This window comes from Antrihabitans stalagmiti (assembly GCF_016482825.1).
Classification (GTDB): Bacteria; Actinomycetota; Actinomycetes; order Mycobacteriales; family Mycobacteriaceae; genus Antrihabitans; species Antrihabitans stalagmiti.
Genome location: NZ_JAEMNV010000005.1, coordinates 314,949 through 330,690 on the forward strand (window position 1 = coordinate 314,949; position 15,742 = coordinate 330,690).

The following is a 15,742-nucleotide window of genomic DNA, read 5'->3' on the forward strand; positions in this document are numbered from 1 at the left end:
CATAAACGAAACCGGGTGCACGCATGCCGTGCACGATCAATCTCTGACTGCCGTGCAGTTGCGTCCCTTGGCTTTCGCCGCATACAACGCGCGGTCGGCCGCGTCCATCAAGGCGGGCAACGACATCAGCGGCTCGACGGTTGCGATACCGAAGCTCGCCGTGAGCGAAGTGGTCGCACCTCCGTACGAAATCGATGTCGCTGCAACACGTTCACGAATCGACTCAGCAAACTCCATGGCCGCGCGCGCTTCGCTGTCCGGCAAGAGCACGGCGAACTCCTCGCCACCGATTCGCCCCGATACCTGACCGACATCGGGGGCTGTCCGAAGTACGCCCGCGAAGGTCGCCAGCGCGTGGTCACCGCCAGCGTGGCCGAGGGCGTCGTTGACCTCCTTGAAGAAGTCGAGATCCGCCAGGATCAACGTGCAAACCGGCGCTCGCTTCAAGGTCAGGTGGGCTTGTTCGATGAACCCACGCCGGTTCAGCAGTCCGGTGAGTTCGTCCCGATCGCGCTGATATCGCAGGTCGGCAACGAGGTCGACGATAGTGACCGCTAGCAGCGTCACGAGGAGCGCCGGAAGCAGGACTGCACTTGCAACGATCAAGCCTATCTCCAGCGGAGACGCGAGATAGGCGTCCAGTTCGGCGTCGGTCGTGATCTCACGCGGCACCTCGGAGAACGGAGCAAGCGCCACGTTCACCAACAGCGAGACGCCCAATACCGTGGTAGCGGTGACGGTTACGCGATCAGCGAGTCGCGTCGCTGACGCACGCAAGCTGAGCGCCGCATAGAGAAGCAGCAGGCCGCCACCAAGGTTCTGCGTGATGATCCGCCCGACCATCAGTGGCGTCACGTAGGCGAAGAACCAGACGACGACGGCCAGGATGACCGCGAAGGCAATCGCGCTGGTGCGCCCCAACTGCTGACCCGACCGCCGCAGCAGACCGTCTACAAGTAACAAGAACGCGATCGGAAAGAGGATGCCGTGGATCGACGCCAGCAGTGCGATGTCGGCGTGCACCGACAGCACCAGGTTTCCCGCGAAGTACAGCGCGATCATCCCCGCGAACAGGAGTGCATGCACTCGACTTCGGTCGATCGCCCAGAGCACAACGAAGACCAGCGCGACGCCGATCATCGCGAACGATCCGAGATTGACCACTACCAGCCATTCGCGGCTCATAGCGCGCCCTCTCGTCTCGATGCCGCTACGGCGCCCAACGGGCGCTCAGCCCGCCGGACGCCGCAACAACGTGCCGATCAGTCGAGATCGAACCGATCCGCGTTCATCACCTTGGTCCACGCCGCGACGAAGTCGGAAACGAACTTGTCGTCGGCGTCTGCAAGAGCGTAAACCTCTGCAAGCGAGCGCAGGATGGAGTTCGACCCGAAGACGAGATCGACTGCGGTCGCAGTCCACTTCGGCTCACCGGTCTTACGGTCCCGACCCTCGTAGACGTTCTCCGTCGACTCCGACACTTTCCACTGCGTGCTCATGTCGAGCAGGTTCTTGAAGAAATCGTTCGTCAAGAGTCCCGGCCGATCGGTGAAGACGCCGTGCCGTGTGCCGCTGTGATTGGCGCCGAGCGCCCTCAATCCACCGACGAGGACGGTCATCTCCGGCGCTGTCAGAGTCAGCCGGTAGGCCTTCTCCAAGAGCAGTCGCTCGGCAGGCTGCTTCTCACCCTCCTGCAGATAGTTGCGGAACCCATCGGCGTTCGTCTCGAGCCAGGCAAACGACTCGACGTCGGTCTCGTCCTGTGTCGCGTCCGTTCGCCCCGGCGCGAACGGCACCGTGACGTCGTGTCCGGCGTCCTTGGCGGCCTTCTCGATCGCCGCCGACCCTGCAAGCACGACCACGTCGGCGAAGGAGACCTTCTTGCCGTCCGACAGCGACCCGTTGAAGTCCTGCTGCACCTGCTCGAGCGTGGCAAGCGCACCCGACAGCTCAGCGGGATCGTTCACCTGCCAACTCTTCTGGGGTTCCAGGCGAATTCGGCCGCCGTTTGCACCGCCACGAAGGTCGGTGCCGCGGAAACTCGATGCCGCCGACCAGGCCGTCGAAACCAGTTGCTGCACAGACAATCCCGAGTCGAGAATCTTGGCCTTGAGGGCCTCGACATCGGCGTCACCGAGCAACTCGTGATCGACGGCAGGAACTGGGTCCTGCCACAGCTGCTGCTCGGGAACCCACGGACCGATGAAGCGCGATGCGGGTCCCATGTCACGGTGCAGCAGTTTGTACCAGGCCTTACCGAACGCCTCGGTCATCTCCTCCGGATGTTCCAGCCAGCGCCGCGTGATCTGCTCGTAGACGGGATCTGCCCGTAGGGCCAGGTCCGAGGTCAGCATCGTCGGTTTGCGAGCCGGACCGTCGAAGGGGTCCGGGATGATCGCGTCGGCATCCTTGGCGGTCCACTGTTTGGCACCGGCGGGGCTTTCGGTCAGCTCCCATTCGTAGCCGTAGAGCATCTCCAGATAAGTGTTGTCCCACTTTGTCGGTGTCGGCGTCCACACGACCTCGAGGCCGCTGGTGATCGCGTCCTTGCCGACGCCGGTGCCGAACGTCGAGTTCCAGCCGATTCCCTGGAACTGCACGGGACAGCCTTCGGGCTCCGGACCGATGTGATCGTCGGCCGGGCCGGCACCGTGTGTCTTGCCGACGGTGTGGCCGCCGACGATGAGCGCTGCGGTCTCCTCGTCGTTCATCGCCATCCGCCGGAACGTCTCGCGGATGTCGATCGCAGACTTCAGCGGATCCGGATTACCGTTCGGCCCTTCGGGATTGACGTAGATGAGACCCATCTGCACGGCACCGAGCGGACCCGACAGATCGCGTTCGTCGCTGTAGCGTTCGTCGCCGAGCCACGTGTCCTCCGGGCCCCAGAAGATCTGCTCGGGTTCCCAGATGTCTTCGCGTCCGAAGGCGAAACCGAACGTCTCCAGGCCCATCGATTCGTAGGCGCAGTTGCCTGCGAACACGAGCAGGTCGGCCCAGGAAATCTTCTTGCCGTACTTCTGCTTCACCGGCCAGAGCAGTCGACGGGCCTTGTCCAGGCTGGCGTTGTCAGGCCAACTGTTCAGCGGTGCGAAGCGCTGTGCGCCGTGCCCACCGCCGCCCCTGCCATCGGCCACGCGGTAGGTGCCGGCCGCGTGCCAACTCATCCTGACGAACAGTCCGCCGTAGTGGTTGTAGTCGGCGGGCCACCAATCCTGCGACTCCGTCATCAGCGCGATGACATCGCTCTTCAGCGCTTCGAAGTCGAGGGTCTTGACCTCCTCGGCGTAGTCGAAGTCGGCGGTGTACGGGCTGGAGCGATGAGTGTTCTCGTACAAGACATCGAGATCGACCTGGTCGGGCCACCAGTCCGCGTTGGTCCGCGGTCGCAGGTTGGCCTTCGGCGTCGGCGACGCGATGACCGGGTTTTCGCTTTCGCTCACGCTCTCGGAATGTTCGTTCGGGTTGGGCGGTCGATCGGGCACGTTATTCCCTCCGGTTCGGGCTGTTGGGCTGATCAGAAACCTGTGGTGTGGAGCATGCGGCGCACATACCCCAGAAGATGACTTCGGCCTCGTCGATCTCGAAGCCGGCTGCGCCACCATCGTTTTCGGATGCGGTCAAACACGGCGCCTCGCCGACGGTGCAATCGACATCGGCGATGACGCCACACGCTCGACATACGACGTGGTGGTGGTTGTCACCGACCCGCGACTCGTAGCGGGCTACCGAACCGGCGGGCTGGATCCGGCGCACGAGGCCCGCGCTTGTCAGCGCATTCAGCACGTCGTACACGGTCTGCCGGGACACCTCCGGTTGGGTGAGACGAATGGCAGCGAAGATCGTCACCGTGTCGGCATGCGGGTTCGCGCCGACGGCCTCGAGGATCCCGACCCGTGGGCCGGTGACCTGAAGGCCTGCCGTGCGCAGTTGCGCTACGTAGTTCGACGCCAGAGCCATCCGACCAATCAAGCTCCCAATTCTGGGATAAGTCAAGAGTCCAAGGTTTCCCGACACCTCGCGATGGGTACATCGGACCCGTGAGCGAAGTAGTGTGGCCCGGCCATGCCTATCCACTGGGCGCGACGTACGACGGATCCGGCACCAATTTCGCCTTGTTCAGCGAGGTCGCCGAGCGTGTCGAGTTGTGTCTGTTCGACGAGGCCGGTGCCGAGACGAAGATTTCGTTGCCGGAGATGGACGGCTTCGTCTGGCATGCCTTTCTGCCCGACGTTCAGCCGGGGCAACGGTACGGGTACCGAGTGCACGGACCCTACGATCCGGCGAACGGGCATCGCTGCAACCCGAACAAGTTGCTAGCAGATCCCTACTCGAAAGCTATCGACGGACAGTTCGAGTGGGACCAGTCCCTGTTCAGCTACAACTTCGGCGATCCCGACAGCCGCAACGACGAAGACTCCGCCGCTCGGATGCCGAAATCGGTTGTCATCAATCCCTTTTTCGACTGGGGCGTCGACCGACCACCACGCCGCACCTACGCCGAGACGGTCATCTACGAAGCCCACGTCAAAGGGATGACCCAGACCCATCCCGAGATCCCCGAGCGAATTCGTGGAACCTATGCGGGGATAGCACACCCTGCCGTACTCGAGCATCTGCGTCATCTCGGCATCACCGCTATCGAGTTGATGCCGGTACATCACTTCGCGAACGACTCGACGCTCATCGACAAGGGTTTGTCGAACTACTGGGGCTACAACACGATCGGCTTCTTCGCACCCGACCCGAAGTACATGGCGAGCGACACCCCCGGCGGGCAGGTGCAAGAGTTCAAGACCATGGTGCGGGCCCTGCACGAAGCAGGCATCGAGGTCATTCTCGACGTCGTCTACAACCACACTGCCGAAGGCAACCACCTCGGCCCCACCCTGTCGATGCGCGGTATCGACAACGCGGCCTACTACCGAACCGTCGACGATGATCACCGCTACTACATGGACTACACCGGCACCGGCAACAGCCTCAATGTCGGCCACCCGCACACACTTCAGCTGATCATGGACTCGCTGCGGTACTGGGTCACCGAGATGCACGTCGACGGTTTCCGCTTCGACCTCGCCTCCACGTTGGCGCGCGAATTCTACGACGTCGACCGCCTGTCGACGTTCTTCGAATTGGTCCAGCAGGATCCCGTCGTCAGTCAGGTGAAACTGATCGCCGAACCGTGGGATGTCGGCCCTGGCGGCTATCAGGTCGGCAACTTTCCACCCCAGTGGACCGAGTGGAACGGCAAGTACCGCGACACGGTGCGCGACTTCTGGCGCGGGGAACGCTCGAGTCTCGGCGAGTTCGCATCACGACTGACCGGGTCCGCCGATCTGTACGAGCGCACCGGTCGACGACCGTTCGCGTCGATCAACTTCGTCACAGCGCACGACGGATTTACGTTGCGCGACTTGGTTTCCTACAACGAGAAGCACAACGACGCGAACGGCGAGGACAACAACGACGGCGAGAGTCACAACCGCTCGTGGAACTGCGGCGTCGAGGGTCCGACCGACGACCCGGAGATCAATGCGCTGCGAGCGCGACAACAACGCAACTTCATCGCGACCACTCTCCTGTCGGAGGGTGTACCGATGCTCTGCCATGGCGACGAACTCGGCCGCACCCAGGGTGGCAACAACAACACATTCTGCCAGGACAACGAGATTGCCTGGATCGACTGGGAGAACGCCGACAAGGGCCTCATCGAATTCACCAGCGTGGCATCGGAATTGCGAGCGAAGCATCCGGTGTTCCGGCGGCGACGCTTTTTCGACGGCCTGCCTGTTCGCCACCGCGATGCCGAAAATCTGCCCGACATCGCGTGGTTCACGCCGAACGGTGAAGAAATGACGGAAGCGGACTGGGAATCGGGGTTCGGTCTCTCTGTCACTGCCTTTCTCAACGGGCAGGGCATACCGGACAGCGACGCCCGCGGCGAGCGGGTCGTCGACGACTCTTTTGTGTTGTGCTTCAACGCATCCGAGGAGCAGCTCGATTTCACGATGCCACCGGCCGAGTTCGCTGCGGAGTGGCAGCTCGTGTTGACGACCGACGTCGATCCGCTCGATTCGGACATCCGATACGTAGCACGCCAGGACGTAGCCGTCGGCCCACGCACCTTGGTCGTCCTACAGGAGTCGGCGCGGCCCGAGTCGGGCACGACGATCAGCTAGCGATCCTGCAGCGTCCACGGACTGCCGTAACCCGACGGTGCGCCGGATCCAAGCAGCTCGAGAAAGGGCACGGCGTCGAAAGCTTCGGGGCCGAGCACACCGGTCCCCGACCATTGCCCGGTTGCCAGTAACTCCAGTGCGACAACGGGATTGATCGCGGTCTGCCACACGACACATTGAGCACCGTACGTGTCCATACTGTCTGCGTTGTCCACGACATGGGAGAGATACACCTCCCGCGGCTTCCCATCCCGACCTGTACCGGTAACCCACAGGCCCGCACAGGTGGCACCCCGCATCCGATCACCGAGGGTGGCGGGATTCGGCAGACACGCGGCGACGACATCGCGCGGGGAGACTGCGCGACCATTGACGTTCACCGGTTGGGTGCTGTCGAGGCCGAGTTTGTGCAGCGTCTTCAACACGTCGATGAATTCGGTGCCCAGACCGTATTTGAACGTCACCCGTTTGGCATCGACCCAGCGCGGCATAAGCAGCACTTCCTCGTGCTCGACGTTCACACATTCGACCGGCCCGATGCCACCGGGAAAGTCGAAAACCTCAGGTTCGCTGAACGGTTCGGTGACGAACCAACCGCGGTCACGCTCCCAGATCACGGGCGGATTCAGGCACTCCTCGATCGTCGTCCAGATCGAGAAGGACGGTGCGAAGTCGTAGCCGTCGACGACCAGGTTTCCGCCGTCGCGAACTCCGAGTTCGTCGATCTCGCTGAAGAGGTGGTCGGCGGCATAGCGGGCGAAGACATCGGACAACCCGGGCTCGACGCCCATGCCGACGAGCGCGAGCCTGCCGGCCTCTTCCCACTCCGACGAGCGCGCGAACTGCTCGTCGCCGAGCTTGACTCCCGTTTGTGCATAGGGCAATTCGGCATTGGGCCGCGACATCGACATCGCCATGTCGAGGTAGTCGGCACCCGCATCGAACGCACCGGTGAAGATCGGCATGACGAACCGTGGGTCGACAGCGTTCATCACGTGAGTGCTGTTGTGCTCCTTGATCAAAGCAGTGACGGCCGCACTGTCGGAGGCATCGACGCGGGCAGCCGTCATCCGCTGCTCGTCAGGGTGACGTTCACGCACGGCTGCGACGGTTCGTTGTGCGCGTGCCAGGTCGAAGTCGGCGATTACCAAGGCGTCGAAGAAGTTGCGGCGCGCTGCTATTCGCGCGAACGCATCACCGACACCGCCCGCACCGAGGAGCAGAATCCGCATCACTTGTCCTCGGGTGGGGGCACTACGAGGCCGGGTGTGCCTGAATCCGGCAACGTCAAGCGCGCAGTAATGGGCGCGTCCTCGGCGAGGAAGATCGGCGTGTCTCGATTCAACGTTTCGCCACGGAAGAACGGCTTGTACACCCGTGACGCCCAAATCATCAGTGCGACACCGAGAACAGCCGAACCTGCGCCGAGCAGGAATGCCCAGCCGATCGTCCAATTCCACGGTGTCGTCCAGACCACGGCACTGTTTTCAGGCTTCCAATCCTGCACCGCAGTAAGGATGAGCCCGCCGAACAGCAACACTCCGCCGAGCGCTGGAAACACGCCGCGTAGGAGGAAGTCTCGAACGCTTCCGGTCAGTTCGCGGCGGTAGTACCAGGCGCAGGCGAAGCCGGTCAGGCCGTAGTAGAAGGCGATCATCATGCCGATCGCCGTCACGGCATCTTCGACAAGGCCGCCGCCCGAGTAGAAGTTCATCGCCAGGTAGATCAACGCGGAGATGACGCCCATCCAAATCGTCGAACTGGTTGGCGTCAGATACTTCGGGTGAATGTCGGCGAATCGGCGCGGGATGGCCTTGAACGCTGCCATCGACAGTGTCGTGCGAGAAGTCGGCAAAATCGTCGTCTGTGTGCAAGCGGCGGCCGAGCAGAGCACGAGCAAGATCAGCAGTTTGCCCATCACCGAGCCGAACGTCGAATCGCCGAAGGCCGCGTCGCCGACCACGCTCAAGATGTCGGACGAGTTCTCCTCGTTCGCCAACCCGACGCCTGAATCGCCAACGCCCGCATAGGATTGCGCCGCCAATGCGACGATCACGTACGTCACCAGCAGCAGGATCGTCGACGTTACCGCCGCGCGGCCCGGCGTCTTGTCCCGATCCTTGGTCTCCTCGTTGATCGCAACAGCCGAGTCCCAGCCCCAGTAGATGAACAACATCAGGATGATGCCCTGGGCGAAGGTGTTGATGCTGCCTATTTCGAACGGGTTGAACCACGACAGCTCCGGCCGAATCGCCGTATCGGGAGGATCGCTGCCGTAGACCCTGACCAATGCGGTACCGGCGAAGACCACAAGCACCAACACTTCGAGGGCGAGCAGCGCCTGCTGGAAACGGGCCGAGATCTCGATGCCGCGGAAACAGATATAGGTCATCAGACCCATCCAGATCAGCCCGGCAAGCAGCACCCATCCGCTCGACGGGTCCGATCCGATGCCGTCCGCACCGACGAGCAGGAACATGTATTGGCCCGCGACCTGGGCAAGCGACGCCATCACGAGCACGTCGGCCGCGATGATGCCCCAACCGCCCATCCACCCGGTCTTGGGTCCGAACGCTTTGGTTGCCCAGGTAAACGTTGTGCCGCAATCGGGCTCACGTTTGTTGAGCTGTTGATAGCCGATCGACACGAAAAGTATCGGCACGAAAGCAAGGACGATGATCGCCGGAGACTGGAGGCCGACGAGAATGACGATCGGACCTAGAGTCGCCGCGAGGCTGTACGCCGGCGCAGTCGACGCAACGCCGATGACGACGCTCGAGAAGAATCCGATCGCGCCCGTTTTCAGGCCCTTTCCGCCGTCGTCGGAGGTACGGATTTCGGTTGCAGCATTGGTTGCCATGGCTCACTCCGGCTACTCGAGCAGACGTGCAGGGCAGGTCGGGAGGAGCGCTGCCCTACATGCGTTTATCTCAGTTAGGTAACCACAATGCAAGGGTATTAGTGCTTCATCTGTGTAAATTCGACGATTTTCGTGGCCATATGTCGATAGAAGACCGATGATCGTAGGTATGGCGAATCGCGACGGTCCCGGGGCGACTCTCGACGAAGTGTCCAAATCGATCATCGAGGCACTGCAGCAGGATGGCCGACGGTCCTACACCTCCATCGGCGAGGCCGTCGGGTTGTCCGAGGCTGCCGTGCGGCAGCGGGTGCAACGGCTGTTGGAGTCGGGGGTGATGCAGATCGTCGCCGTGACCGACCCGATGCAGGTCGGCTTCAACCGCCAGGCGATGGTCGGCGTCAGAGTGGTCGGCGACCCAGCGGTGGTCGCCGCCGAGATCGAGTCGCTCATCGAGGTCGTCTACGTCGTCGTCACAGCCGGGTCGTTCGACCTGTTGGTCGAGATCGTCTGCGAGGACGACGAACATCTCCTGGAAGTCGTCAGCGGCAAAATCCGAGCCTGCGCGGGCGTGACAAGTACCGAAACATTCGTCTATCTGAAGCTGCAACGGCAGCGCTACGACTGGGGTACCAGATGAGCACAACACCACGTGGAACAGCACGAACAGACGCGGCCCGCGACCACGTGTGGATGCACTTCACACGTCAATCCAGCTATGCGGAGACCCCGCTGCCGATCATCACTCGCGGCGAGGGCGCTTACATCTGGGACGACAACGGCAAGCGCTACCTGGACGGGTTGTCCGGACTCTTCGTCGTCCAAGTCGGCCATGGCAGAAGGGAACTCGCCGAAGCTGCCGCAACGCAGGCCAGCGAACTCGCGTTCTTTCCGCTCTGGTCGTACACACATCCTGCCGCGATCGATCTCGCCGAACGGCTCGCGCACTACGCGCCGGGCGACCTCAACAGGGTCTTCTTCACCACAGGCGGCGGTGAAGCCGTCGAGAGCGCATGGAAGCTGGCGAAGCAGTACTTCAAACTGACCGGCAAGCCGAGCAAGCACAAGGTGATCTCCCGCGCCGTCGCCTACCACGGTGCACCGCACGGCGCCCTGTCGATCACAGGCATCCCGGCAGCGAAACAAGCCTTCGAGCCGCTGGTGCCCGGCGCGCTGAAAGTGCCGAACACCAACATCTATCGAGCCGCCGACGGGCTCCGCGACGACCCGAAAGCGTTCGGCCGGTGGGCAGCCGACCGCATCGAGGAAGCGATCATCTTCGAAGGTCCGGACACGGTCGCCGCAGTATTTCTCGAGCCCGTGCAGAACTCCGGCGGCTGCTTTCCGCCCCCTCCCGGCTACTTCGACCGGGTGCGCGAGATCTGTGATCGGCACGATGTCCTGCTTGTGTCCGACGAGGTCATCTGTGCGTTCGGGCGAATCGGCTCGATGTTCGCCTGCGACGACTTCGGGTATGTACCCGACATCATCACGTGCGCAAAAGGTTTGACGTCGGGCTACTCGCCGCTCGGCGCAATGATCGTCTCGGACAGGCTGTTCGAGCCGTTCAAGGTCGGCAGCAACACCTTTGCGCACGGCTTCACGTTCGGCGGGCACCCGGTCTCGGCCGCCGTTGGTATGGCCAACCTCGACATCTTCGAACGTGAAGGACTCAACGACCACGTCAAGAAACACGGCGAAGCGTTCCGCCACTCGCTGGAAACCCTGCTGGACCTACCGATAGTCGGCGACGTCCGAGGCGCGGGCTTCTTCTACGGAATCGAATTGGTCAAGGACAAGGCAACCCGTACGACGTTCAACGCCGACGAGTCCGAGCGGCTGCTGCGTGGCTTCCTCTCGAAAGCACTCTTCGAAGCCGGCCTCTACTGTCGGGCCGACGATCGCGGCGATCCCGTCGTCCAGCTCGCTCCGCCGTTGATCTGCGGGCAAGCCGAGTTCGACGAGATGACCGAGATCCTCCGCGATGTACTTACTCGGGCGTGGTCTGTCTTGTGAGGTGCTGGGTCAGCTGCGACGCAGGCGCGCTGCAACCACCGGGATGACGATCGCGGCGGCCACGAGGTGCGTCAGCATCAGCGTGAGCTTGGTGTCGATCGACGCGTTCACAATCGCATCAGGAACGAGGGACAATGCGGTGAGCACGGTCGTCGTGCGAATGAACACAACGCGGGGTTGCGTTGCCCACCTGCGTAATCCGGCGGCAAAGACAACGCCTAGCGCGGCGAACATGACGGTCAGCTGTGCGAACGCAAAGAGGGGAATCTGCTGGCCGTCGATGGCCAGTGAGACGCCTGCGGCCTGTGCAGCGGCAGCGACGGCGGTTGTTGCCAGCGCGGCCCCGACTGTTGCCACGGCAGCGGGGCGCCAGAATGCGGGAGCTGCCGCGGTGGCGGGGACGACGAACGTGGCGTGAGCGGTGGTGGTCATTTCGATCTCCTAGGTGTGAAGTCGGCGGCGGGTTGCTGCCTCTCACCACTTCCACGAATGGGACCGACCGAATACGACAACCTGCTGACGAATCCCCGCGAACGGGCTCTCAGTGCTCAGTTTCGGCCCGAAATGCGGCACTGGTTGCCCGTTCGCGGACTATCCGCGGGGCTAGCTCCCCGGCGTCACCAGGTGATCACGCCGCCTGGTCAGGTACGCCCGCTCCGCGGAATTCTGCGTTGCGGCGATCGCGGCGTCGTAGGCGGACCTCGCTTCCGCGCTACGGCCGAGCCTGCGCAGGAGATCTGCACGGGCCGCATGCCAGGCGTGATAGCGGTCTAGCGCCAAGCCGTCGATGATCGACAGCGCGACGTCCGGACCGTCCAGTTCGGCAAGTGCGACAGCACGATTGAGCGCAACGATCGGAGTCGGCGCGACGGCATAAAGCTGGTCGTAGAGCGCGACCACCTGACTCCACTCCGTGTCGCGTGCGTCCCGGGCATCTGTGTGGACAGCGTTGATCGCCGCCAGCAACTGATACTGCCCCGGCCTCGTGTGTTCGGCAGCTACTCGAGCCAGGCATTCGCGCACGAGTGCGTGGCCCTCGGTTATCAGGGCGCGGTCCCAGCCGCCGCGGTCCTGCTGGTCGAGCGTCACCAACTCGCCACCCCTGACCCGAGCGGCGCTGCGCGCTTCGGTCAGCAACATCAGCGCGAGCAAACCAGCGACCTCGCCGTCGTCGGGTAGTAGTTGCCGCATGATGCGTCCGAGCCGGATGGCCTCCGACGTCAGATCGGATCGAATCGGGTCGTCGCCTGCACCGGCAAGGTAGCCCTCGTTGAAGACGAGGTAGATGACGGTGAGCACACCACCGAGTCGATCGGTTACATCGTCGTGGTCGGGCACCCGGAAAGGGATGCGCGCTGCCTTGATCTTGGCCTTGGCGCGCGTAATACGTTGTCCCATAGTCGTTTCTGCGACGAGGAAGGCACGAGCGATCTCCTCGACCGTCAACCCGCCGAGCAGCCGCAACGTAAGAGCGACACGAGCCTCAGGGCTGAGTGCCGGATGACAGCAGGTGAACACGAGCCGGAGACGGTCGTCTTCGACCAATCCGGTGGGTTCGTGCGGGGTTGGGTCGTCGATCATCATGGCTGCCTGATGCTTCGTGTCGCGCAGGGATTCGCGGCGAATCCGGTCGATGGCGCGGTTGCTTGCGGTAGTCGTCAGCCAGCCACCTGGGTTGGGTGGAATCCCATCGACCGGCCAACGCTCGACGGCGATGAGCAGAGCCTCGCCCGCCGCATCTTCGGCGATGTCGAGATCGCCGAAGCGTCGGGCGAGCGAGGCGACCACCCGGCCGTACTCCTCGCGATAGATCCGATCGATCTGCACGCGAGCGTCTTTGGTCATGCGCCGTCGAACGTCCGGATCTCGATCCTCTGCTCGCAGACCTTCGACGCTCTGGCGGCGATCTTCAGTGCGGCATCGAGATCAGGTGCTTCGACGACCCAGAATCCACCGAGAAACTCTTTGGTTTCGGCGAAGGGTCCGTCGGTGACGACCACATCGGCGCCGGTGTTGTCGACCGTGGTTGCTTCGTCCAGGCGCCCGAGCCCACCGGCGAACACCCACGAGCCCTCGGCCTTCAGCTCATCGTTGAACCTTTCTGTGGCGTCGAATTGCGGCTGCGCATCTTCGAGCGGGATGTCGTAAACGCTTGCGTCGACGACTACGGAAAGCAGGTACTTACTCATCGCGGTTTCCCTTCTCCGGTGGCTGCCGATCGGCTGCCTCTACACAGTCCACGAATGGGCACCACGGGATACGACAACCCTCGACGAACATTCTCGGTCGATCCACGTATCGCTGCGGGTGGTCCACGCCGGTGAAGTCTAAAAGCACCCGTCGTCAGGCGATGGCACGCGCGCTGAGCAGACGCAGAGAATGCTCGTGTGCCTGAGCGGCGAGGAAAGTCTCGCGCGCACGATCGGCGGCACTTTCAGCGGCCAGGTATTCGTGTAAACGAGCTTTAGCTTCGTACCAAGCAGCGCGGTCAGCTGGATTTGCGTCGCTCGCAGGCCGACTGATCGAGAGGGCGGTCATTTCGATCAAGACGTTCATGTCGGGTCCAGTCTCACGTGGTGGTTGCCAATCAACCATCGCAATGTCGGGGCCCTCGCCGCATCCGTACTTACACGTATCCGCCTACCTAACTATCCACCTGGACGAAGGCTCGACGGGCCCTGAAGGGGCTGACACGTGTCAGCGCGCGAAGTCCGGGCACAGATTCGTGGTCGAAGCGCTGAGGAACAGCACGCCCTGCTCGAACTGGTAGGTCTGCTCGAGTGCGCTGATCTCGTCGAGAATGGAGCCACCTGCGGTCAGGTCGGCGCAGACCGCATAGCCGGCAGCGATGTTCTCTTCCGCCGAGAGGCCCGGCAAGGTCGCACCGTTGATGCTGATCTCCTCGAGGAACGAGGCCTCCGAGGCGTAGTCGGCAGCCGAGGCCGTACCCGCGCCGAGTGCTCCGGCGCCGAGGCCTGCGATCGTGACGCTGAAGACGGCTGCGATTGCGCGGTTGCGGATTCGGTTGGTGATCATCTCTGACTTCTCTTTTCGTTCGATTGCGAGTGGTTGTGGTCTGTCCACCGTTTCCGGCGTGACACCAACGATCCGGGATTTGCAGTGCTCGAAATACCCACAGAGGGTTGCCGCCCGGCCTCCCCCGGGGGTGACGGTTCTACACCCTGTAGCGACAGTCGGCGATTAATCCAGTGGCCTGCCTAGCCATGGCTGGCTAGCATCGCGCGATGGTCGAAGTAGGCACAGCAGCGGGAACGGTGCGCGGAGTCGTCGAAGCCGGCGTGGCGGTTTTCCGTGGGATTCCGTTCGCCGAACCGCCGGTCGACGCACTACGCTTCGCTGCTCCGACACCGCGGGTTTCTTGGGACGGTGTGCGAGATGCGTTGGCGTTCGGCCCTTCTCCACCGCAAACAGGCGAGCCGGCAGGCGGTGACGATTGGCTCACGCTCAACGTATGGTCTCCCGATCCGGGCCAAGACGCAGGGCTGCCGGTGCTGGTGTGGATCTATGGCGGGGCCTACACGATCGGCGCATCGAGCCTGCCCGAGTACGACGGCACTCGTCTCGCGCGCGACGGCGTCGTACTCGTCACGTTCAACTACCGCGTCGGCATCGAAGGTTTCGCGCACATCGACGGTGCGGTGGCCAACCGAGGACTGCTCGATCAGATCGCCGCGCTGGAATGGGTGCACGACAACATCCGTGCGTTCGGCGGCGACCCTGCCAAGGTCACCGTGTTCGGTGAATCAGCCGGTGGAGGTTCGGTCGCTGCGCTGCTTGCTATGCCGCGCGCGGTCGGGCTGTTCCGCCGAGCCATCGCACAAAGCGTCCAGGGCACGTTCTTCACAACCGAACTGGCGCGCGACATCGCCGGAGCCTGCGCCGCAGAACTCGGACTGGCCGCCACGGTCTCCGATCTATCCGACGTAGATCCCGAGCTGCTGACCGCTGCGGCCGACGAGGTCGTGGCGGATATGCCTGCGCACGTTGACAGATGGGGTCGGGCCGCGCATCGGTCGATACTGTTCGCACCGGTCGTCGACGGTGACACGTTGCCCTGCACGCCATGGGAAGCGCGACACAATGTGGATCTCCTTGTCGGTCACACCCGTGACGAACACAAGCTCTTCACTGCCATCGACCCACCGACCGACGAGCAGATCGCCACCGCAGCAGCAGTTTTCGCACCCGGACCCTATCCCCCGGCCGAACCCACCCAGCTGTACGAGCGGATTCTCGGGGACTATCTGTTCCGCATGCCGTCGCTGCATCTCGCCGAACGAGCAGCAAAGGCGCACTTCTACGAGCTGACCTGGTCGGGCGTCATGGGTGCCTGTCACGGTCTCGATGTGCCGCTTGTCTTCGGCAACCTGACGAGCGGGGAGCCAGCGACGCTGATCGACGACCTCGTCGCAGCCGAAGCCGTATCCGCACAGATGCGCAAGGCCTGGATCGCGTTCGCTACCACCGGTGATCCCGGCTGGCCGACCTTCGACACCGGCCTGGTCCAGCTGTTCGACACCGAGCCTGCCGTCGCGCCGTACCCCGAGGTGGAATCGCGAAAGATCTGGCAGGACTACAGTTTTGCGCCGCTCGGTTTGAGGGTGTGACGAACCTCGAAAGCGGGTACCCCACCCTGACCGAACGAGGAAGGGTGCCGAATGGC

General features: G+C 63.1%; 14 protein-coding genes. 4 read left to right on the forward strand and 10 right to left on the reverse strand.

From position 1 onward, the window contains the following. Positions 1-36: 36 nt before the first annotated feature. From JGU71_RS17810 to JGU71_RS17820, 3 genes are all read right to left on the reverse strand, one after another. Complete coding sequence (locus tag JGU71_RS17810; RefSeq protein WP_199705614.1) at positions 37-1,185, reverse strand: GGDEF domain-containing protein; 1,149 nt, start codon at positions 1,183-1,185, stop codon at positions 37-39. Between the two features lie 77 nt (positions 1,186-1,262). Further along, a complete protein-coding gene (katG, locus tag JGU71_RS17815) occupies positions 1,263-3,485 on the reverse strand; it encodes a catalase/peroxidase HPI (protein WP_307829703.1) in 2,223 nt (740 codons plus the stop codon). 1 nt (position 3,486) lies between these two features. After that, positions 3,487-3,960, reverse strand: coding sequence for a Fur family transcriptional regulator (locus tag JGU71_RS17820; RefSeq protein WP_199705616.1), 474 nt, complete (start codon positions 3,958-3,960; stop codon positions 3,487-3,489). Positions 3,961-4,040: 80 nt separating this feature from the next. On the opposite strand from JGU71_RS17820, the gene glgX reads away from it, so the two are divergent. Then, a complete protein-coding gene (gene glgX, locus JGU71_RS17825) occupies positions 4,041-6,182 on the forward strand; it encodes a glycogen debranching protein GlgX (protein WP_307829704.1) in 2,142 nt (713 codons plus the stop codon). Here glgX and JGU71_RS17830 read toward each other — a convergent pair. Continuing rightward, complete coding sequence (locus tag JGU71_RS17830) at positions 6,179-7,414, reverse strand: saccharopine dehydrogenase family protein (RefSeq protein ID WP_199705617.1); 1,236 nt, start codon at positions 7,412-7,414, stop codon at positions 6,179-6,181. The genes glgX and JGU71_RS17830 overlap by 4 nt on opposite strands. Continuing rightward, positions 7,414-9,042 carry an APC family permease gene (locus tag JGU71_RS17835; RefSeq protein WP_199705618.1) on the reverse strand — a complete coding sequence of 543 codons (1,629 nt, stop codon included), beginning with the start codon at positions 9,040-9,042 and terminating at the stop codon, positions 7,414-7,416. The genes JGU71_RS17830 and JGU71_RS17835 overlap by 1 nt, the downstream gene beginning before the upstream one ends. Before the next feature lie 169 nt (positions 9,043-9,211). On the opposite strand from JGU71_RS17835, the gene JGU71_RS17840 reads away from it, so the two are divergent. Together JGU71_RS17840 and JGU71_RS17845 are read left to right on the forward strand one after the other, a co-directional pair. After that, positions 9,212-9,682, forward strand: a complete 471-nt coding sequence (locus JGU71_RS17840) for an Lrp/AsnC family transcriptional regulator (protein ID WP_233529553.1) — start codon at positions 9,212-9,214, stop codon at positions 9,680-9,682. After that, complete coding sequence (locus JGU71_RS17845) at positions 9,679-11,058, forward strand: aspartate aminotransferase family protein (protein ID WP_199705620.1); 1,380 nt, start codon at positions 9,679-9,681, stop codon at positions 11,056-11,058. Before JGU71_RS17840 ends, JGU71_RS17845 begins: the two co-directional genes overlap by 4 nt. Positions 11,059-11,067: 9 nt before the next feature. Here JGU71_RS17845 and JGU71_RS17850 read toward each other — a convergent pair whose 3' ends face one another. The 5 genes from JGU71_RS17850 to JGU71_RS17870 all read right to left on the reverse strand — a co-directional run bounded on the left by JGU71_RS17850 (position 11,068) and on the right by JGU71_RS17870 (position 14,094). Beyond that, positions 11,068-11,490, reverse strand: coding sequence for a DUF6069 family protein (locus JGU71_RS17850; protein ID WP_199705621.1), 423 nt, complete (start codon positions 11,488-11,490; stop codon positions 11,068-11,070). 171 nt (positions 11,491-11,661) lie between these two features. Continuing rightward, positions 11,662-12,903: an RNA polymerase sigma factor gene (locus JGU71_RS17855; protein WP_199705622.1), complete on the reverse strand. Its 1,242-nt coding sequence runs from the start codon at positions 12,901-12,903 to the stop codon at positions 11,662-11,664. Further along, positions 12,900-13,247: a YciI family protein gene (locus tag JGU71_RS17860; RefSeq protein ID WP_199705623.1), complete on the reverse strand. Its 348-nt coding sequence runs from the start codon at positions 13,245-13,247 to the stop codon at positions 12,900-12,902. The genes JGU71_RS17855 and JGU71_RS17860 overlap by 4 nt, the downstream gene beginning before the upstream one ends. Before the next feature lie 154 nt (positions 13,248-13,401). Next, positions 13,402-13,614 carry a hypothetical protein gene (locus tag JGU71_RS17865; RefSeq protein WP_199705624.1) on the reverse strand — a complete coding sequence of 71 codons (213 nt, stop codon included), beginning with the start codon at positions 13,612-13,614 and terminating at the stop codon, positions 13,402-13,404. Positions 13,615-13,755: 141 nt separating this feature from the next. Beyond that, a complete protein-coding gene (locus JGU71_RS17870; protein ID WP_199705625.1) occupies positions 13,756-14,094 on the reverse strand; it encodes a DUF732 domain-containing protein in 339 nt (112 codons plus the stop codon). A 209-nt stretch (positions 14,095-14,303) separates the two neighbouring features. Between JGU71_RS17870 and JGU71_RS17875 the strand changes: the two genes are divergently transcribed. Then, entirely contained in the window at positions 14,304-15,686 is a 1,383-nt protein-coding gene (locus JGU71_RS17875; protein ID WP_199705626.1) for a carboxylesterase/lipase family protein, read from the forward strand. Positions 15,687-15,742 lie beyond the last annotated feature (56 nt).

Coding starts and splice junctions, on each gene's coding strand:
- JGU71_RS17810 (WP_199705614.1), bottom strand. CDS start 1,185: ATGAGCCGCGAATGGCTGGTAGTGGTCAATCTCGGATCGTTCGCGATG.
- JGU71_RS17820 (WP_199705616.1), bottom strand. CDS start 3,960: ATGGCTCTGGCGTCGAACTACGTAGCGCAACTGCGCACGGCAGGCCTT.
- JGU71_RS17830 (WP_199705617.1), bottom strand. CDS start 7,414: ATGCGGATTCTGCTCCTCGGTGCGGGCGGTGTCGGTGATGCGTTCGCG.
- JGU71_RS17835 (WP_199705618.1), bottom strand. CDS start 9,042: ATGGCAACCAATGCTGCAACCGAAATCCGTACCTCCGACGACGGCGGA.
- JGU71_RS17840 (WP_233529553.1), top strand. CDS start 9,212: ATGGCGAATCGCGACGGTCCCGGGGCGACTCTCGACGAAGTGTCCAAA.
- JGU71_RS17845 (WP_199705620.1), top strand. CDS start 9,679: ATGAGCACAACACCACGTGGAACAGCACGAACAGACGCGGCCCGCGAC.
- JGU71_RS17850 (WP_199705621.1), bottom strand. CDS start 11,490: ATGACCACCACCGCTCACGCCACGTTCGTCGTCCCCGCCACCGCGGCA.
- JGU71_RS17855 (WP_199705622.1), bottom strand. CDS start 12,903: ATGACCAAAGACGCTCGCGTGCAGATCGATCGGATCTATCGCGAGGAG.
- JGU71_RS17860 (WP_199705623.1), bottom strand. CDS start 13,247: ATGAGTAAGTACCTGCTTTCCGTAGTCGTCGACGCAAGCGTTTACGAC.
- JGU71_RS17865 (WP_199705624.1), bottom strand. CDS start 13,614: ATGAACGTCTTGATCGAAATGACCGCCCTCTCGATCAGTCGGCCTGCG.
- JGU71_RS17870 (WP_199705625.1), bottom strand. CDS start 14,094: ATGATCACCAACCGAATCCGCAACCGCGCAATCGCAGCCGTCTTCAGC.
- JGU71_RS17875 (WP_199705626.1), top strand. CDS start 14,304: ATGGTCGAAGTAGGCACAGCAGCGGGAACGGTGCGCGGAGTCGTCGAA.